Annotated in this window: 17 protein-coding genes and 1 tRNA gene; 8 read left to right on the top strand and 10 right to left on the bottom strand. The window is 60.9% G+C overall.

What is annotated here, in order from left to right; all coding sequences use genetic code 11:
* Nucleotides 1-153 precede the first annotated feature (153 nt).
* Together LMF57_RS08880 and LMF57_RS08875 are read left to right on the top strand one after the other, a co-directional pair.
* The gene (locus LMF57_RS08880) at nt 154-1,281 is read left to right on the top strand and encodes a PAS domain-containing sensor histidine kinase (RefSeq protein ID WP_117311892.1); all 1,128 of its coding nucleotides are present in this window, start codon (nt 154-156) and stop codon (nt 1,279-1,281) included.
* Entirely contained in the window at nt 1,278-1,637 is a 360-nt protein-coding gene (locus tag LMF57_RS08875; RefSeq protein ID WP_025874874.1) for a response regulator, read from the top strand. Before LMF57_RS08880 ends, LMF57_RS08875 begins: the two co-directional genes overlap by 4 nt.
* Nucleotides 1,638-2,046: 409 nt before the next feature.
* Here the strand turns inward: LMF57_RS08875 and LMF57_RS08870 are convergent, their stop codons facing one another.
* From LMF57_RS08870 to LMF57_RS08860, 3 genes are all read right to left on the bottom strand, one after another.
* On the bottom strand, nt 2,047-2,511 hold the full coding sequence (locus tag LMF57_RS08870; RefSeq protein WP_117311891.1) for a GNAT family N-acetyltransferase: 465 nt from the start codon (nt 2,509-2,511) through the stop codon (nt 2,047-2,049).
* Between the two features lie 444 nt (nt 2,512-2,955).
* Nucleotides 2,956-3,198 (bottom strand): hypothetical protein, encoded by a 243-nt coding sequence (locus LMF57_RS08865; RefSeq protein WP_229291419.1) that lies wholly within the window; start codon nt 3,196-3,198, stop codon nt 2,956-2,958.
* A gap of 884 nt (nt 3,199-4,082) precedes the next feature.
* Nucleotides 4,083-4,159: transfer RNA gene (locus LMF57_RS08860), tRNA-Arg, on the bottom strand.
* A 111-nt stretch (nt 4,160-4,270) separates the two neighbouring features.
* Here LMF57_RS08860 and LMF57_RS08855 point away from each other — a divergent pair.
* From LMF57_RS08855 to LMF57_RS08830, 6 genes are all read left to right on the top strand, one after another.
* On the top strand, nt 4,271-4,861 hold the full coding sequence (locus tag LMF57_RS08855) for a phosphatase PAP2 family protein (protein WP_208082711.1): 591 nt from the start codon (nt 4,271-4,273) through the stop codon (nt 4,859-4,861).
* Nucleotides 4,862-4,968: 107 nt separating this feature from the next.
* The gene (locus LMF57_RS08850; protein WP_117310247.1) at nt 4,969-5,274 is read left to right on the top strand and encodes a hypothetical protein; all 306 of its coding nucleotides are present in this window, start codon (nt 4,969-4,971) and stop codon (nt 5,272-5,274) included.
* 89 nt (nt 5,275-5,363) lie between these two features.
* On the top strand, nt 5,364-6,470 hold the full coding sequence (locus LMF57_RS08845; RefSeq protein ID WP_117310246.1) for a polysaccharide biosynthesis/export family protein: 1,107 nt from the start codon (nt 5,364-5,366) through the stop codon (nt 6,468-6,470).
* Complete coding sequence (locus LMF57_RS08840) at nt 6,445-7,170, top strand: YjbF family lipoprotein (RefSeq protein ID WP_229291248.1); 726 nt, start codon at nt 6,445-6,447, stop codon at nt 7,168-7,170. The genes LMF57_RS08845 and LMF57_RS08840 overlap by 26 nt, the downstream gene beginning before the upstream one ends.
* Nucleotides 7,167-7,940, top strand: coding sequence for a capsule biosynthesis GfcC family protein (locus LMF57_RS08835; RefSeq protein WP_229291247.1), 774 nt, complete (start codon nt 7,167-7,169; stop codon nt 7,938-7,940). Before LMF57_RS08840 ends, LMF57_RS08835 begins: the two co-directional genes overlap by 4 nt.
* Nucleotides 7,940-10,081, top strand: a complete 2,142-nt coding sequence (locus tag LMF57_RS08830) for a YjbH domain-containing protein (RefSeq protein ID WP_229291246.1) — start codon at nt 7,940-7,942, stop codon at nt 10,079-10,081. Before LMF57_RS08835 ends, LMF57_RS08830 begins: the two co-directional genes overlap by 1 nt.
* A gap of 40 nt (nt 10,082-10,121) precedes the next feature.
* Here the strand turns inward: LMF57_RS08830 and LMF57_RS08825 are convergent, their stop codons facing one another.
* The 7 genes from LMF57_RS08825 to LMF57_RS08795 form a co-directional block, all read right to left on the bottom strand.
* Complete coding sequence (locus LMF57_RS08825) at nt 10,122-11,069, bottom strand: KpsF/GutQ family sugar-phosphate isomerase (RefSeq protein WP_229291245.1); 948 nt, start codon at nt 11,067-11,069, stop codon at nt 10,122-10,124.
* Between the two features lie 73 nt (nt 11,070-11,142).
* On the bottom strand, nt 11,143-11,694 hold the full coding sequence (locus LMF57_RS08820; RefSeq protein WP_229291244.1) for an HAD family hydrolase: 552 nt from the start codon (nt 11,692-11,694) through the stop codon (nt 11,143-11,145).
* A 1-nt stretch (nt 11,695) separates the two neighbouring features.
* Nucleotides 11,696-12,541, bottom strand: coding sequence for a 3-deoxy-8-phosphooctulonate synthase (kdsA, locus tag LMF57_RS08815; RefSeq protein ID WP_229291243.1), 846 nt, complete (start codon nt 12,539-12,541; stop codon nt 11,696-11,698).
* A gap of 611 nt (nt 12,542-13,152) precedes the next feature.
* Complete coding sequence (locus LMF57_RS08810) at nt 13,153-15,705, bottom strand: hypothetical protein (RefSeq protein WP_229291242.1); 2,553 nt, start codon at nt 15,703-15,705, stop codon at nt 13,153-13,155.
* Nucleotides 15,702-17,021: a hypothetical protein gene (locus LMF57_RS08805; protein ID WP_229291241.1), complete on the bottom strand. Its 1,320-nt coding sequence runs from the start codon at nt 17,019-17,021 to the stop codon at nt 15,702-15,704. The genes LMF57_RS08810 and LMF57_RS08805 overlap by 4 nt, the downstream gene beginning before the upstream one ends.
* A 14-nt stretch (nt 17,022-17,035) precedes the next feature.
* Nucleotides 17,036-18,058: a hypothetical protein gene (locus LMF57_RS08800; protein WP_162887637.1), complete on the bottom strand. Its 1,023-nt coding sequence runs from the start codon at nt 18,056-18,058 to the stop codon at nt 17,036-17,038.
* 27 nt (nt 18,059-18,085) lie between these two features.
* Nucleotides 18,086-19,219, bottom strand: coding sequence for an NAD-dependent epimerase/dehydratase family protein (locus LMF57_RS08795; RefSeq protein ID WP_117310236.1), 1,134 nt, complete (start codon nt 19,217-19,219; stop codon nt 18,086-18,088).
* Nucleotides 19,220-19,279: the final 60 nt, after the last annotated feature.

The raw sequence follows: 19,279 nt of genomic DNA, 5'->3' as shown, positions 1-19,279 counted from the left end.
GGGACTGATGTTACTCCTTGTCGCATTCAGCCGCATACGACCAATGGCACAGGCGCCCCATGCACACCCTCTTCACACTCCACTGCCTACGGTCTCGTGCCTGACAGAGGTAATACGCATTTCATCGTGGTCGCTGCCGCTTCGACGCCGTCCGTGTTGACGGACCCTTCCCGACAGCTGCGATTGCTGATCGACAGCGTGCGCGATCATGCGCTGTATCTGCTCGATCCCGACGGCATCGTCTGCAGCTGGAATCCCGGCGCCGAGCGCATCAAGGGCTATCGGTCGGAAGAAGTCATCGGCACCCACTTCGGACGCTTCTACCTGCCGGCTGATCGCGATGCTGGAGAGCCGCAGCGCCTGCTGCGGCTGGCGGCGGAATGCGGGCACCACGCCGCTGAAGGCTGGCGGGTGCGCCGTGACGGGTCGCCGTTCCGTGCCAGCGTGGTCATCGAGTCGGTGGTCGAGAACGGCGAGCTCGTAGGCTTCGTCAAGATCACCCGCGACATCACCGAACAGTGGCAGGCGCAGCGGCTGCTGCGCGATGCGCAGCGGGCGCTGCGCCAGACCCAGCAGTTCGAGACGGTCGGCCAGCTCAGCCGCGGCCTTGCCCATGAGTTCAACAACCTGCTGACCACCATCGTCAATGCGCTGGACCTGCTGTCGGCACGCATGGGCGATGACGAGCGTGCCAACACCCTGCTGACCACCGCGCAGGCGGCCAGCGATCGTGGCGCGCTGCTGACCCGGCAGCTGCTGGCCTTCAGCACCGGGCAGACCCTGATCCGCGAAACGCTGGATATCAATGCGCGCATCCGCGATTGGCTGCCGGCACTGCAGGCCACCTGCCCTGCCGGCGTCACCCTGGAAACCGCATTGACCGCTGGCCTGCCTGCGATACTCAGCGATACCGTGCAGCTGCAGACGGCGCTCGCCAATCTGGTCGGCAATGCTGTGGACGCCACGGTGGGTGGCGGCCGGGTATTGATCGCCACCGCGCTGGAGCACCGCATGGACCCCGACGCCGACACATCCCGGCAACGGACCTATGTGACGTTGAGCGTCTGCGATGAGGGCCACGGCATGGCCCCGGACATCGCCGAACGCGCGACCGAGCCTTTCTTCACCACCAAGGACATCGGCAAGGGCAGCGGCCTGGGCCTGAGCCAGGTGTTCGGATTCACCACCCAGAGCGGCGGCTTCGTAGACGTGTCCACCACGCCCGGTGTTGGCACCACGGTCAGCCTGCTGCTACCCGCCACAGAGGAACCCAACCCATGACCGATGATCCGATCCGCGTATTGATGGTGGAGGACCAGACCGATCTGCGCGAGATGATCGGCCTGGCCCTGCGCGACTTCGGCATCGACGTGGCTACCACGGCCGATGCGCAGGAAGCGGTCGCGCTGCTGCAGGGCGATACGCGTTTCGATGTGGTGTTCAGTGACATCAGCATGCCCAACGGCATGTCGGGCATCGAGCTGAGCGAGCACGTGGCACGCGACCAGCCGCAGGCGCGGATGATCCTTTCCTCCGGCTACGCACGCTCGCAATTGCCACCGCTGCCGGAGCAGGTCGAATTCCTGCCCAAGCCCTACCGGTTGCGGCAGCTGGTGGAACTGCTCAGGCAGGCATGAGTCGGCATTGCCTTGGCCTGGCATGGCCGGGCACTACCCGCGCGTATCGACCGTCGTGATTCGCCAGGCATGGCCTGGCCTTGCCTTGCCCGTTGCCCGGCTGCCGCCACTTCGATAGCCACCACCTGGTTCGTTACCGGGGCAGCGGCCACGATGGCCATCAATGGCAAGCGGGTTGCCCCGATAGGCACTACCAGGGGATGAAGAGCAGGATCAGCACGATCACCAGCACGACGGCAGCGACAGTCAGCAGCACGTTGCGCTGGCGCCAGGAAGGCTTGGGGGTGCCGGGGGTATTCATGGGGGCGCTCCTGGGCAAACCGTTGGGGGACAGCACCAGACTGCCGAGTCCGCTTGCAGCGCCGCGTGCAGGCGATGTGCACCGGAAGTGCAGGCGCTGCCGCCCCACTCAGCCTGCGAAACGCGCCATGAACAACAGTTCCGCCGTAGCGTCCCGCTCGCTCGCGACAAATCCGAGCGTGCGATACAGGGCAATCGCGGCCACATTGTCACGATACACGCGCAGGGTCAGGCGCCGCACCCTGCCCTCTTTCAGCGCCTGCCCGCTCAGGGACTGCACCAGCACACGCCCGAGGCCGCGCCCCCGCGCCTGCGGAGACACAATGATGCGACCGAGATGGGCTGTATCGGCGTCGGTCAACCAGTACTGGCCGAATCCCAGGCAGTTGTCGTGTGCGTCCAGCAATACCCAGCCTGGACGGGCCTCCAGCTGCAGGGCATGGGCCAGGCAATCCGGCGCCAACGGAAATGCGACACCGGGCCCTGCCCAGCGCCGGGTGGACACGACCGAGTCAAGCCAGCTGGCGATGCTGGCGTAGTGCAATGACTGCACGGGCTGCAGGCGCTCGGTCATGATCATGCGACGGAAGGAACGTAGGCCATGGTGAACCATCTTCGGCAGGGAATCACGCTGCGCGACATCGTTGGCATTGAAGTCATCGGGGTGCCGAATGGACGGATCTGCTTCCGCGACATGCCGATGGCTACTCCATGTCGGCCTCCAGCGGCGGCGTCCCGGCGGAGTTTGTTGAGGCCGCCCCTCGAACTGGAGGGGGAAGCGATATCACGTTCTACAGCAGGTTCCTGAAGCGTCGACAGGCTCGCTACATCGAGGCCGTCACCCAATGTGGTGTCCGCTCAGAGTAAACCCAGCCGTTCAACCTCGCGAAGGTCAAAGCCTTTGCCGGGATGACTACCGCGCGCCGATTCAACCTGCGGGCACTTCGGCCCCATCGGCCAAACGCTTGCGGTTGGCGAAAAGTTCCTGCTCCAGAATGTCGCCCTCGGCCTGGCTCCACTAGTGGATCTCCGCCCACACGCCCCGCTCTGCCGCGCTGGCGCCGGAATGCGTCATCCATAACTTCGCTGCCTTCGGGCGCTTCTTGTCCGGGTCGTGGGAGTAGAGCACGGCAAACTCCTGCAGCGACAGGGTGGCGCCGATCATGCGGATCAGCTTCTGGCAGGCGGCTTCGACCTGCGCGGAACAGCACATGACGGTGATCTGGGTTGAGCAGGTGGCCACAGGATCGACGGGCGCCATTTCTCAGCGCCTCCCTGATGGCGACTGATCTACTCGGAGGACTCCACGCCTTTTCGGATCCTTGATAGACGCCAGCCGCCATGCGACCTGAAACAGCCGGTATCCCCGGTGAGTGAATACCTGAGTCCAGCCCATGCCGACGTTAGAACCGACGCGTGCCAGCCGCGCGCCTTCTGGTAAGCGTAACGATACGCCTCCATCACTGCGGCCCCTGTCGTCGCGCTGATCGACAGCTGATGGCAGCCTTGCAGCAGAGGACGGCGACATGGATCAGCGCCATCAGCGCGCCTGCGGCCAGCACAGCGCCAGCTAGTGAAACGAGCAGATTCAAAGCGGATTCCTATAAACCAATGGGGAGCAAGCACCGCCGAGCACTCGGGCATTGAGCACTCAGCAGCCCCCCCTTCCGCTATGGTCCAAACATTGCCTCCGCGGCATGAATGAGACGTGAAATCGGTTGCCGATCCACCGAGCACCGCGTGCACCCGATGGGTGCTGCCGAAAAGCTGGACATCGCCGGAAAGGCTTGCTGACCGTGGACGAGACCGCGCACTTCTGCGGCATGTCCGGAAGCCACTTCACCTGGATTGGTACAAGGCGGAGCACCCGACCACGCACGGCAAGGCCAAGAGCGAGGTTCGGTTGTTGATTGCCCGGTTTGGCCATCGCTCCATCGATACCCTGCGGCGGATGGAAATGGAGTCCTACAAAACGGACCGTCTGACCAAGGACACGGTTGCGCCGGAGACCGTATGCCAGGAAGTGCGCAGGCTGCAGGCGGCGTCCCGGCATGGCGTCAAATGGAATGAACTGGACTTCAGCCCACTGGCGGAAACACAGGCACCGCGCGGTGTCCGTAGCGTGGCGGTGCGGTTCATTGAGTGTGGTGACCCCGGCCCGATTCGAACGGGCGACCTTCCCCTTAGGAGGGGGACGCTCTATCCAGCTGAGCTACGGGGCCATTGGCAGCCGTAGAGGATACCGCGTCTGGCTGAACGGACCAAGAGGTTGAAAGGCCAGCGACAGGCCAGCACCCGTAAGCTGGCCCACCCCGATCTCCGCACGTGTCTTGATGCAGAACGCCTGGTTTTTCCTCTCCGCAGCCGGTGACAGCCGTTGGCTGCTGCCCATGACCCTGGCGCTGCTGTGCGCGCTGCCCTCCTCCCGCGCGCGACTGAAATGGCGGTGGTTGACCGCGATCTGCTCCACTGCCGCTGTAACGCTGGCATCCAAACTGGCCTTCATGGGCTGGGGGATAGGTATCGAGCGCCTGCACTTCACGGGATTTTCCGGCCATGCCGCGATGTCCAGCGTTGCCTATCCCGTCATCGGCCTGATGCTGGGCGGCGCCAGCCGCCACGGGCGTGCGATCGGGCTGCTGTCGGGTTGCGCGCTCGCGATTGCGATTGCATGGTCACGAATTCCCCTGCAGGCGCACAGCCTGTCGGAGATTTTCGCTGGCCTGACACTGGGGTTGGTCGCCAGCGCATGGACCCTGCGCGCCGACACGCATCCGCAGCGGCCGGCAGCTGCCGCTGTGCTGGCCGCAGTTGTCATTGGCCTGGTGCTGCCGCTCAGCCTGCCACACCTGCCCACCCACCAGCTGGTCATCGCGCTGGCAAAGGCGCTCTCAGGCCGGACCGAGGTCGTTGAATCATTCTGAAAACCGCGCATCAGACAGCATGAATTCTTCACCTTCCTTGACAGGGGCAATGAGGATTGGCCACCATAGGGGTGGAAAAATTTCCCTCACGGAGTAGGAGACCCCGTATGAAGAAGATGATTGCTGCCCTGGCCCTGCTGGGTCTGTCCTCCCCGGTGTTTGCCCAGGAAGCTCCGGCCTCAACCGAAACCAGCGCTGAAGTCGCTGGCACTGAAACCGCAGGCACTGCTGCTACCGGCACCCTGAACACTGCTGCCACCATCGGCCTCGGCGTCGCTGCAGCTGCCGTGGTGTACAGCGTCGCTGCTGACAGCAGCAAGGATGACGCAGGTAACGACAACGGCGGCACCACCAACCCGCCGGGTGGCACCACCGGTTCGACCGGCACCACCGGCACCACCGGCACCCGCTGATCAGATTGCCGTTGTAGCACCCACGCCCTCGCCGGGCGGTAGTTCGGCGAGGGCTTTTTTATGCCCGTTCGGGCCAGGAATGATTAACGATGGACTGCAAGCGTCTCGTCACCGTCATGGCGTTCGTCCTCACAGCGTCAGGTTGCATGTGGGCCCCGGGCCAGCACATGCGCTCCAATGCGCTGATGGGCAACAGCCAGCAGGTTGGCAATGATCAGATCGAGTTGATTCCGATCACGCCCAAACTGATTGCCATGGAGCGCGCGACGCAGAACGCCCCCGGCCTGCCCAGCACGCTGATGCAGTACCAGCCCGGCCCCTACCAGATCGGCGCAGGCGACATCCTGTACATCACGGTCTGGGACCATCCCGAATTGACCGTACCGGCCGGTCCCCAGCAGCAGCTCAGCGCGGCAGGCCGCCTTGTGCAGTCTGATGGCACGCTGTTCTACCCCTATATCGGCAAGGTCGCCGCGGCGGGCAAGACACCGGCCGAACTGCGCGAAGAGATCACCACCCGCCTGGCGCGCTACATCGAAGCGCCGCAGGTTGACGTCTCGATGTTGACTTATGCCAGCCAGCGCGTGTGGGTCACCGGTGCATCCCGCCAGGCGGCCACGGTTCCGCTGACGGTCACCCCACTGACCTTGGGTGACGCCATCAGCCAAGCGGGGCTCGACCCGGCGCAGGCCGACCTGTCAGGAGTCCGCCTCACCCGCGACGGCACCACCTACACCATTGATCTTGATCGACTGGGTCGCAGTGGCGGGGGCGAAACAAACATCTTCCTCAAGGCGGGCGACCATCTGTATGTGCCGTACCTCGACCGCAAGGAAGTCTTCGTTGTCGGCGAAGTCAATCAGCCCGGCGCGATGAGTTTCAAAACCAGTGAAATCTCTCTGAGCCAAGCGCTGGGGCGTGCCCGCGGACTGTTGCAGACCACCTCCAACGGCAACGCGGTCTATGTGATTCGTGGCTCGAACGATCTGCAGGACACACCTTCGCAGGTCTTCCACCTGGAGGCGAAGTCACCGTCGGCCTTCGCCGTGGCGAGCCAGTTCAATCTGCAGCCGGGGGATGTGGTATTCGTCGGCGCGGCCGGCGTGACCCGCTGGAGCCGCTTCGTGAACCAGCTGCTTCCGTTCACCGCCATCATCAGCAATGCGGCCAGTGCGCGCAACGATCTGGACAACTGACGGGATGCGCATGAGCAGGAACGCTCGAGCCCCTCTCTTTCTCCAGGGTATTCGCCTCGCATTACTGGCCACGCTGACCGTCACCGCAGTGACCGGCTGCGGCGTGGTCAGCCGCAGCAGCGTCAAAGCCGTCCAGCTTGCCGTGCAAGGCAAGCCGGACGTCCACCCCACTCCAGATGACGTTGCCCGCAACCGCTACCCGCAGATCAAGGTCGACGGCCCCAACGGCGGCGCGATCCTTGTGCTGGGTGCGATCGATGACGGCCGCCAGGCGTGGTACAGCAGCGAGCGCAGCATTGTTTTCCTGCGCAACGGCCTGATCGAATCCACCCATGGCGGCAGCCCGGAGCTGCAGCAGATGCGTATCACCGGTCACAACCCCTTCCTGGACCTGCGCAAGGCACGTGATGGTGATGTCGTGCAACGCGCCTACGACATCATGCCCGGTTACCGTTTCGGCTTGAAGATAACCGGCACGTTGCATCCGACAGGCCTGGAAACCGTGGAGATTCTCGGCCGGTCGCGCCAGCTGATGCATGTCCGCGAGCAGCTCCGTGGTGAGGGCTGGAAGCAGGACAACCACTACTGGGTGGATCCGTCCAACGGCTTCATCTGGAAGAGCCGGCAGGCCATTGCACCCGATACGCATCTGGACATCACCCAGCTCAAACCCTATTCGCCGGACCTGCAGCCCCGATGACGAAGCGATTGATCGCCGTGGCCCTTGGCGTTGCGCTGGCCGGTGCCGCCGGCGCGTCCTCCCCGATCTCCGTGGAGACCTACGGCCATGTCCGTTCACCGGGGACGCACATGCTGGCCAGCGATGCGCGCCTCAGCGATGCGGCGATTGCTGCCGCCCCGGATGAAAGCGCCTTCATGGCTGGCGCAGCATTGCTGCGCTCGGATGCGGTGCTGGCGCAAGCCCGCCTGAAGGCAGGACTTCTGTTCGATCTCGAGACCCTGGCAGCACTGCAGACCGCGCCCGACATCGCCAACGCAGCCGCGCAGATGGCGCGCGAATTCGGCGATCTGCCCGTCACCGGCCGCGAACCGCAACTGCTGGAACCGCGCTCACTGGCAGCCGACCGCAGGCAGGATCGCCCGGCCCACGCCGGGGATCGCCTGATCTATCCCTCGCGGCCAGAGACCGTAACCGTAACCGGCGCCGTCGCCCACCCGTGCGTACTGCCACACGTGGCCATGCAGGACGCGCGCCTCTACCGCAACCAGTGTGAGGCACTGCCCGCCGCCAGCCCTGACGACCTGTATGTGATCCAACCCGATGGACGGGTCACGAAGATCGGCATTGCCCTGTGGAACCGCAGTCCACTCACCACGCTGGCACCGGGTGCGGTCATCCACGTCCCCATTGCTGGGGCTGCCGTGCGTTCACTCACCCCCGATGTCAACGATGAGGCCGCGCGCTTCCTCGCCACCCAGGTGCTGGATGCGCCGGGAGTCCCAGATTGATGTGCCGTAACCGATTGCCGCTGGCCCGCGCCGGCGCCGCACTGCTGAGCCTGAGCATCAGCGCAGCCCTGCACGCCCAGGAAGGCCCGACCCCCACCGCCAGCGACTGGGGCGGCATCGGCCTGCTGCAGACGCCCAGCGCACGCATGAGCGAAGAGGGGGAGCTGAGCCTCACCGCGAGTCACACCTCGCCGTATAGCCGCTATACAGTTGTGATGCAGCCGTTGCCGTGGGTCGAGGGCTCGTTCCGTTACATCTCGGTCGCCAATCGCCGCTATGGCTCCGAATGGCTCAGCGGGGACCAGAACTACAAAGACAAATCCATCGATCTCAAGCTGCGCCTATGGCAGGAAGGGCGGTGGCTGCCCGAAGTCTCCGTGGGCGCGCGCGACCTGGGCGGCACCGGCCTGTTTTCCAGCGAGTACATTGTCGCCAACAAGCGCTTTGGACCCGTGGACGCCAGCCTTGGCGTGGCCACCGGTTACATCGGCAACCGCGGCGACCTCGCCAACCCCCTGGGCGCCCTTGACGATCGATTCAAGGAACGGCCAGGCGTCAATACACCGGGCGACTTCAACACCAGCGCGATGTTCCGTGGTCGTCTCGGCGTGTTTGGTGGCATCAGCTATCAGACTCCGTGGGACCGTCTGCAGTTGAAGCTTGAGTACGATGGCAACGATTATCGCCACGAGCCGCAGCGGAACAACCAGAAACAATCTTCACCGATCAACCTCGGTGCGGTGTTCACGGTCAACAACAGCGTGCTGCTGCATGTGGGCTGGGAGCGCGGCAATACCGCCATGGTCGGCATCACGCTGCGCTCGAACCTGGCCCAGGCCAAACCCATGCCCAAGCTCATGGACCCGCCACCAGCAGCACGCCACCGCGCGCAGGACAATGCGGACACCGCCCTTCCGGCAGCCCCGGACCTGGCCACGGCTGACTGGCCAGCCATCGCCGATGAGCTGGAGGAGAACGCAGGGTTGCGGGTGAAGCGCATTGATCGCAATGGACAGGAGCTGATCGTCAGTGCCGAACAGCGCCGCTACATCTACCCCGCCCAAGGCATAGGCCGCGCCGCCCGCATCCTCGATCCGCACACGCCAGCGGATGTCAGCTGGTGGACCCTGCGCAACGTCCGCCAGGGTCTGCCTGTTGTCGAGACCAGCCTCGAGCGCAAGACGTTCAACGACTACCTGGATGATCGTATCGACCAGGCAACTCTCAGCCGTCATGTTGAAATGACGGCGCCTTATGCACGGCGGTCGGAGAACCTGTACGAGGCACCGCTGAAGCATTTCGACGGCGGATTCAACGTCGGCTACCGCCAGTCTGTAGGCGGGCCGGATGGATTCATCCTCTTCCAGGTCGCGGCCATGTATGGCGCCACCTTCCGCTTCAACGACAATCTGTGGTTGAGCGGCACCGCCAGCTACAACGCCTACAACAACTACGACAAATTCAGGTACGACGCCCCCAGCCGCCTGCCCCGGGTGCGTACGTATGTGCGTCAGTACCTCACCACGTCGGACTTTACCCTGCCCAATCTGCAGCTGACCGGCACCCGGCAGCTCGGTCGCGACCTGTACGGCATGGCCTACGCCGGCTTGCTCGAATACATGTACGGCGGCGTGGGTGGCGAGATCCTGTACCGCCCGATGGACCAGCGATGGGCGTTGGGCGCAGAACTGAACTGGGTCAAGCAACGCGATTTCGACCAGCGCTTCAGCTTCCGCGACTACAGTGTCACTACCGGTCACGCTACGCTCTATTACCTCTGGGGTGACAAGCGCCGCATCATCAGCGCGGTCAGTGCGGGCCGATACCTGGCCAAGGATTGGGGCGCCACCGTGTCGGTAGCCCGCGCATTCGACAACGGCGTGACGATGGGCGCATACGCGACCAAGACCGATGTCTCGTCCAAGGACTTCGGTGAAGGCAGCTTCGACAAGGGCATCTATTTCTCGGTGCCGTTCGATTTCATGCTGCCGCGCTCGACCCGCGCACGTGCCGACTTCCTGTGGAATCCCCTGTACAGGGACGGCGGCGCACGCGTTGCGCACTCGCACAGCCTGTATCAGCTGACGTCCGAACGCGATTCAGAGATCTTCTTCAGGAACTTCGACGCGATCGGGAAGTAACCCAGGCAAAGAAGGCGCCCTCATCAGGCGCCTTCTTTCTTTACTTCTTGAAAACGCCGACAAGTCGGTTGCCGTCGAGCACCAACAGCGACGAAATCCTGCGCCGCTCCATCAGCACCAATGCATCTTCCACGCGTGTCCCCACGCTGACCTGCGCTGGCGACACGGTCATCAGCTCGGCAGCAGACTTGTCAAACACCTCGCGCCCGTGAAGCCCGAGCGCCCGACGGATGTCACCATCGGTGATGATGGCGTGCCCCGATCCGGTCGGCACGATCGCCAAGCCCAAACTCGAGCGGGTGATCACCTGCAGGACGTCCATCATCGACGCGGACGCGTCGACCAAAGGCAGTTCACCGGCCACCATCTCATGCTCCACGCGGGAAAGCAGGCGCCGCCCCAATGAACCGCCCGGATGGAAGCGCGCGAAGTTCTCCGGTTGGAAGCCTCGTGCCTCCATCAATGCCACTGCCAGCGCGTCCCCCATCGCCAACGTCGCCGTAGTCGATGCGGTCGGCGCCAAAGCCAACGGACAGGCCTCCTGTGACACCCCAACGTCCAGATGGCAATCGGCGGCCTGGGCCAGCGTCGACATCGGGCGGCCAGTAATGGCCACCAGGAAATTGCCGCTGTCCTTCAGGAACGGCAGCAGCTTCACTACTTCTTCGGTTTCACCAGAGTAGGAAATCGCAACGAATACATCGGCAGCGGTCACCATGCCCAGGTCGCCATGGAAGGCTTCGCCCGGGTGCATGAAGAAACTGGGCGTACCGGTACTTGCAAGCGTCGCCGCGATCTTGCGCCCGATGATGCCGGACTTGCCCATGCCACAGACGATGACGCGGCCCTGCGAGCCCAGCACCTGCTCGACGGCGCGCGTGAACTGCCCATCTAGCCTGCCGGCAAGCGCGCCGACAGCCGAAGCCTCAATTTGCAGGACCCGTTTGGCCGATGCGATGTGATCGGCGACTGATACGACGGAGGACATACCTTGTTTCCTTCTGATGACAATTCGCGCCGCACCTGAGTGCGCCACGCTTACCTGCGCAATCCTGCGCCGGCTACTGCACCGCGCCAGCGGCACTCCATCCTGCAATGAGCGGCGCATACGCTTTCTGCAGGTCCACACCGCCTTCAGCAAGCACGCGCTCGGCCACTTCCCGACCGACACCACGCCCGCCGCGCGCATCTGCCACCACGTCTGCGGCTGCCAACACCAGGGGATGTGCGTCGGCAGGCGCATAGAAGCGCCCCACCCTTCCTGCCAGTGGCAGGTCCACCACATCATCTCCCACGTAGGCGATCTCGGCTTCGCGGACACCAAGATCGTCACAGATGGCGGCCAGGGCGTCGAGCTTCTCGAGGCGTCCGGTCACTGCTACATCCATGCCCAACTGTTGGACGCGGAAGTCAAGCGACGGGCTCGCCTTACCCGACAGCACGCCACAACGGATGCCATGCACCCGCAGCAGCGCGACCGCCAGGCCATCGCGGACGTTGAAGGTCTTGAACTGCTCCCCCTTGCCATCGATATGCAAGCCGCCGTCGGTCAAGACGCCGTCCACGTCGAACAGGACCAGCCTGATCGGTCCCTGGTACTCCGCCGATGCCATGTCAGGCAATATCGAGCTTGGGGAACGACTTGACCAGATCATCGATGGCCTTGATCTGTGCCAGGAACGGCTCCAGAGCGCTCAGCGGCAACGCGCTCGGGCCATCGCAACGCGCATTGTCCGGGTCCGGGTGCGCCTCCAAAAACAGGCCGGCCAGACCAACCGCCATGCCGGACCGCGCGAGCTCGACCACCTGGCGACGGCGGCCGCCCGAGGCCTCGCTACCCGATTCGCGGCGCTGCAGGCTGTGGGTCACGTCGAAGATGGCCGGCAGACCACCGGTGGCCTCGATCATCTCGCGGAAGCCCAGCATGTCGACTACCAGGTTGTCGTAGCCGAACTGAGCGCCACGCTCGCACAGGATGATCTTCTCATTGCCGGCCTCACGGATCTTGCTGGCGATGTTCTTCATCTGCGTCGGGCTGAGGAACTGCGGCTTCTTGATGTTGATGGCCCGGCCGGTACGCGCGATGGCCGTCACCAGATCAGTCTGGCGCGCCAGGAACGCGGGAATCTGCAGCACGTCAACCACTTCGGCGACAGGGGCCGCCTGCTCCACTTCATGGACGTCGGTAATCACCGGCACGCCGAAACGGCTCTTCACTTCCTGGAAAATGCGCAGCCCCTCTTCCAGGCCCACCCCGCGGAAGGAATTGATCGACGAGCGGTTCGCCTTGTCGAACGAGGCCTTGAAGACGTAGGGAATGCTGAGCTTGCTGGTGACCTCGACGTACTTTTCAGCAGCGAAAAGGGTGGAGTCCAGGTCCTCGAGGACATTGAGGCCGCCGAACAGAACGAAGGGGAGGTCGTTGCCGACCCGCACATCATTCGAAATATCAACATTCATTTTTGTTACTCCAAAGAACAATAGAACTGAAATAGTGATCCGCTGCACTAGTGCGCGGTGCGTTCCCATTTTCCCGTTGGCTCGTCATACCGACGAACGACCTTTGCCGGAGACCCGACAATAACCGAATTGGGCGGAAACACGCCTCGAACTACCGCATGCGAGCCAATGACACAACCCTCCCCGAGGATCGTCCCGGCCTGAATGCACGCTCCTACCCCAATGAAACACCTATCCCCGATCTCCGTCCGAGACACAGCATCCTCCTGATCCAACACCGGGCGCGTCACGTCCAAATAGGAGTGCTCGGTATCCGTTACCAGCACACTGGAAGAAATGAGAACATTCGAACCTATCTTCAAATCACCTTTAGCAATGACATGAAACCCCTGTCCGATTGAAACGTTATCCCCAATAGTCAGCGTTCCAGCCCCAAGACATTCAGCACGAAGACCAGGGAAAATTCTGACCTTTCGCCCAAACTTCATCCTATTCACTCCCATTAGGAAGCATGGCCCGCCAAGGTATCCAGGCATTGGAAACGCCTTGAAGAATGGGGAATAGATCAAGGCTCTCAGCACCCAAGCCATCTTGAATAGAAGATGCACGCTTCACTCCACAGAAAGGGCCATTCGCAAACGTTCTTCTTGATTTGAATCATCGTTGTACCATGCAGCAAGTCTGGCGCGTCGGAGCCGGGCCGCCTCGGGATCAGCCTTGTCTGCCTCCAAAGCCAGTCGAAAATCCATGAGCGACTTCTTTGCGAGACCAGAAATTCTGAATGCTCCGGCCAACTTGCCATCATCCAATAGATATATCGGCTGATCCGAGCACAGCAATTCAACGACCGCTCCGGACATGTGACCAATGCTGAATTCAACACGGCCCTGATAGAAAGAGAGCGGGAGCTTTTCCAAGCCACTGCATCTCGGCCCACAAAGCGCACTGTAGCTGCTCGCCTCGCTCCAAGGATGCAGCCTCACCAGGTACCGCATACCCATCTGTTCGGCTAGACCTTCGGCAATGGCAAGCATGGCAGTATTGGATTCGCGCGCGTTCTCGCCATTCAGCATAACGCCAAACGTTCCCTGAGCCGCCGCCATGTTCTTGGCGGAACCTTGCAGGGGCCAACTACGCAGCCACCCAACTATGATCATGCGTCCAGCAGAGATCCCAGCTTTCGCGAACTCGGCTACGGTAGCCTCCCCCCAACACAGCAGGTAATCGCTTACGAAGTTCGCATAGACCTCAGCATCTTCGCTTAGATTATGATCATCCAAGTACCGGTACTGACCATGCTGATTGGTTAATGTCACTGCACCAGCCATTCTCGCAAGCTGACTCGCGAGATTCTCAGTCGGTTGCGCGTCACAAAATGTGACCAATTGACGCGCATCTCGAATTGCCTCCTTGAGAACTGGACTGGATGAGGAACGGAATTTTGCGATGAGAAGGGCAACCGTAATTTTCTCCAAAAGCCCACCGCTCCAAGCAGCAGCCATTCTAAATGAGCTTGAGAACGCCATGGCGGTACGGAAACACTGCATTGGATTGAACGTTTCGATGACCTCTGCAAAAAGATGGCCCGGCCCCATCCCCGCTCTGTTCTGATCGACAATGTAATCGTAGTCGCTGCGCCTTTTCGAACGGCAAGAATAGACCATAATTCTTCCATCCCCTTTCGTTCCATCCAACTGCAGTCTCATCGAAAACAGCGTCGCGAAAGTGACTCGCTTCAGAACTGCCTTGAACGATAGATCGTAGAGATAAGGAGCAACGACCTTCCCGTAGTTGATGCCATCAATGGTACAGGAAGGATCATTCTTGAATTTCTGAACTTCAGCGAACCTCGTTTGATTGTTCGCCCTGTTCACCAACGAGCGCTGCTGCTTTTCGTTCTCATCTCCAGCTACGCGCGCCACCTCGAAATAGAGCAGCAATGCAAGAATACAGTAGCTTCCTACGAAGACCCAGGCAGCTGAGTTAATGCTCACAAAATTGCAGGCAATCGCCAGCGCGACAACTGAGATCGAAGCAGTCAAACCCTGCACCCTTAGCAGGAACTTTTCACGTTGACACATACTGAGCACCACCGCGAACAATGCAGCCATCGAGAATGCGATCTGACCGATCATCATGATGATGACAATGCTGCCGAAATTCCGAGGAACTCGGGCGTACTCCAGAATCGACGCCATGAATAGCCAAGTCGCGGCGAGGATTGCAGCGCTGGCAATCAGGATCGCGCCGACTGAAAGGCGGACCAATCGCCATAACTCCTGCAGCTCTCCCTTGGCATGGAGCGCCGCAAAACGGGAGGAAAAGGTGAAGTTGATCGCGAGCATCAGCAGGCTGACAAGGGTTGCGAGCTTCTGAGAGACTACGAAGCCGGCATATGCGGAATCTCCATAGAAGATTGGAATGATCGCTACAGCGCTCCATCCAAGCGCCTGTTGCGCCAAGACCACCATACCCAAGCGATTGGCGGCGACAAGATCGGCGGCTTCGGCACTCACCCCTTTCCAGTTCGACGAGAACAACAGACTGAGTTCGCGTCCGTAACGCACTGGAACCACGACGGCATACATCGCCACGGCAGCAAGCAGGTAGCACCAGAGCAGTTGCCGGGCACTGATCCTTTCACTAATGAAGGTCAGGCACAGAAGCCCAACCAGAGCCAGGATAGGCACACAGATGTTCAGATAGAAGGTTGCTGCATCGGTCCTCCCTTCGCCTTGGAGTACTCGCGCAGCTACTGCCGCACACGCAATCAGTCCGGATGCAATGACCATCAGACTGAAGTCCAGATAGTTCATGTCGCCAAAATGGTGCCCCACCCATGGCAATAGCAGCGCAAGTCCAAGCAGCAACGCAGCGCCCACCCAAAACAACACACGGCGATGCGCTCCAAACACAAGCGCCCCGGCAATTGATTCGCGGTCCTCTACCTTCGCTGCCGCAACTCGTCGAATAACAACTTCATCGATGCCCCAACGAAAGCAGACGGCGCCAATGACGCTGGCATTGAACAGGATGAAGAACAATGCAGCTTCAGAAGTCACCAGGTAGCGAGAAACCAGTACCGTAAAGAGCACGGAGACGCCAGAACCGAGGCCTCGCAGAAGCAACGTCCGGAGAACGGAAATCAAGCGCCCGATACTCATCGAGATACATCCACCCCAACCTTCCGGGCCCGCGCATCCGCTGCGCTGGCGTTACGGGAGAGATAGATCATCACGAACACCAGGACCACACCGTTGGCGTAGTACTCTCCCATTCGAAGCAGGATAATCGAGAGTGTAGCCAGGTATGCAACTGCCATAGCCCTGTCACCAACCGCCCGCATGTTCTTCCACGCCCAGTACAGCACCATCAATAGAAGCAGCCACCCTGCCAATCCAAGCTCAGCTGTCACGCGTGCAAACAGTGAAGTCGCGGAGCCGCGGCCGGGAATATCATCCCGATATGCGGGCAGTTCAAAACCGGAGATGTAGTGATCAAATACGGAGCTGTACATTCCCAGGCCAACGCCGACGCCATAGTTGTCCGCAAAGGAACGCAGCGAGATCAACGAATTCACCGCATTGGAGTAGGTGCTGAGATTCATGCCATCCTCCATGGTCAGCTCCCCACCCTGCAGCACCGAAACGGTATCGTTCCATCTCAACTGGAAGAACTCCAGATTGCTGACCGTGATGGCGAGAGCGAAGACGATCGGCACTGAGAAGAACAGGATCCAGAATCGGCGAACACTGAAACCGATAACGAATGTCGCTACGGCCGCAACGAAAAGACCGATATAGCCTAGTGCGGAAGTTGACAGAACAATGGCAAGTACGGTGACCGCGCCTCGGAATGATAAGCGAAGACTCTGTACGAACTTTGATACGTGATATGCACCGGCTGGCAACAGTGCACATGCGTAGAACGCCGGCTCAACACTGAGTCCAGCGACGCCCAGGTACGCCCCCATCTTCTTCGAGCCGGGCGACAGGGATGCCAGGATGTCGACTCCGGTCGCAACGAAGATCACCTGCTGCAGCACGCCGAGAACCGCAAATAGGTAGGCCACCCTCAGATAGACAGAGAAGAGCCGATTGACTGAACGTCCAAGTAGATTGTAGATGGACGTAAAAAACACGACGAAGAACATGAAGAGCATGATCTTCGCGACTGAGATGAGAAATACGGATGCACGAGCTCCCGCCGCTGCATCATTGATGAGCGCCCCCAGCAGGGAAAGGAGCGTCAGCGCGGCAGCCAGCCCCAGATACTCCTGCCGGAGGCCTAGACTACCGGTTTTCAGCACAAGCAACACGTATGCTGCAATCATGCATAGATAGGACAAGTACAAGTTTCCGACGGGCGTCGGCACATAGATCCCCGATATAAAGATCGTGGACAGGGCAAACAGGGATATCCACTGCCTCTCGGACTTCAGCTCTTTCTGGATCGATGTCGGTGCCATTGAAGTACTCATTCCAAGCTGCGCTCTCAGACACCTTTCACAACATGCCGACCCAACAGCGCCTGTCTCACCCAATTCCCGACCGAGTACCGTTCTCGAACAGCATCGTCAAAAGGCCTGTCACTGGACGCCAGGAACTCTGCCGGCACCACAGGTGCATTCCGATCCACGATCTGCACTCCGGATGCGTCGTAAAGATCATACGAACTGACATCCTCGTTTGTGGTTATCAGCTTCCGCTGCGAACCCAGCGCTTCGATAGTTCGCATCGTCAGGCCCTTCTGGCCAGGACGATTGATATCAATCACGCAACGCGAAGCGCAGATGTAATCGACAACCTTTGGCAACGGCAGGCCATCAAACTTGACATACTTCCTTGAGAACCTGCGGAAGCCAGGATCCACGAGGGAGCGCAGGCGATGGAGGACCTTCGATGGGTAGTAGCAGTAAACGAATGTTCTGCGTCCATCACGCTCGAGCGAGTCCAGCAGTTTTTCCAGAATCCGGTAACGATCCGTATGAATGGTGCCGATGAAGCAGGCGTCATAGATGTACCCTCCCGTCCACTCTGCGGCGCGCGCGTAATCATTGGCGAAGAATAGTGGCAGGAACTCAATGTCGGGATTCTCTGCTACATCGGCGCGATCAAACGACAGCACCGAATCGAAATGACGCTTGATCAAGCGCGCATTCGGGTTGTAGTGCATGGAATCCCAGAGATACAGCGTGAGCTTCGCCGCCGGTTGCGTCTCGCGAATACGCGCGATGATCTGAGGCGAAATGGCTTCGCCGCGGATGACCAGAACATGGTCATAGCATGTGCCCGCACTTGCCTCGACGATGTCGGAGTAATGCTTCGCGATGCGCCTCGCTAGCAGACGGCGATCAATACGGATGAGCGCCTTGGTAAGAAAGTCCACGCCGGGACGATCAGGCTGAAAGTCAACGTGCGCACCCTGCCTTTCAAGCTCCGCTTTGATCAGCTTTTCATAGCCAAAGAACATCGGTGCAATGAAAAGTACGCGCTTTCCCGCGAGTGACTCACTCATGCTGCTCGCCCAGGCCGCACTGAGGATTCACTTCAACAGCCCCTTCGCACGCATTTCGTCTACCGAGCGCTGGTAGCCCGAGTCTTCGATCTGCTGGGTCAGAACCCAGGCCGCGAAGCGCTTCACACCTTCGGCGAAGGTGACACGCGGGTGATAACCCAGGGCAGCCTCGACACGGCTCAAGTCGGCAAAATTGTGTCGGATATCACCGATACGGTAGTTGCCGGAGATGCTGATCTCTCCGCCCCTTCCATACGCTTCCTTCAGCGCGCTGGCGACGGTGATCACATCGGTAGCTTCACCGGTACCCACGTTGAAAGCCTGGCCGCTGACATCGGCGTCAATGGCCGCAACCGTTGCCGCCACCACGTCGTCGATGAAGACGAAATCGCGGGTCTCCTTGCCGTCCTCGAAGATATTGATGCCCTTGCCTTGCAACAGCAGGGTAGAGAAGATCGACAGAATGCCCGTGTACGGATTCTTCAGCGACTGGCCCGGCCCATAGACGTTCTGGTAGCGCAGCGCGATACCCTGGATGCCGATGGCGGAGGCGCCGACCAGTACCAGCTGCTCCTGGACCTGCTTGGTGATGCCGTAGATCGAGCTGGGATGGATGCGGGACTCTTCATCCGTCGGCAGTGGCACCACCAGCTCGCCAGACTGCGGGTCGCGGCATTCGAACACGCCATCGCGCAGATCGGCATCGACGCGTGCGCCGGGGTACACCGGGCCGTTTGCGCCCTTGTACTTGCCTTCGCCGTAGATCGAGCGGGAAGACGCGACCACCACGCGCTTGACCGATTCGCAGCCCTGCACTTTGTTGCCGATCAGATCAAGAAACAGTGAGGTACCGCGCACATTGACATCGACATAGCGATCGATCTCATACATCGACTGCCCGGTGCCGGTTTCGGCCGCCAAGTGCACCACCACGTCCTGGCCGGGCAGCACCTGCAACCAATCCTCACGCAGGCGGACATCGCCCTTTACCACCACGACATCGGTGGGCAGAGATGCCAGAAGCGCGGAGTTTTCCGGGCTATCGCCATGGATCTGGGGCGAGAGATTGTCCAGGACAGTAACCTGGTCTCCACGCGCGACAAGCGCGCGTGCCAATGCACTGCCAATGAAACCCGCACCACCGGTGATCAGAACTTTCATGTATTTCTCCGCAGTCTCTCAAATTGCGTCGCGGACCTGCACACTGCAGCTGCCGAGACT

This window comes from Stenotrophomonas sp. SI-NJAU-1 (assembly GCF_020883215.1).
Taxonomy (GTDB): Bacteria; Pseudomonadota; Gammaproteobacteria; order Xanthomonadales; family Xanthomonadaceae; genus Stenotrophomonas; species Stenotrophomonas indicatrix.
This window is presented reverse-complemented; position numbering and strand designations above follow the sequence as displayed.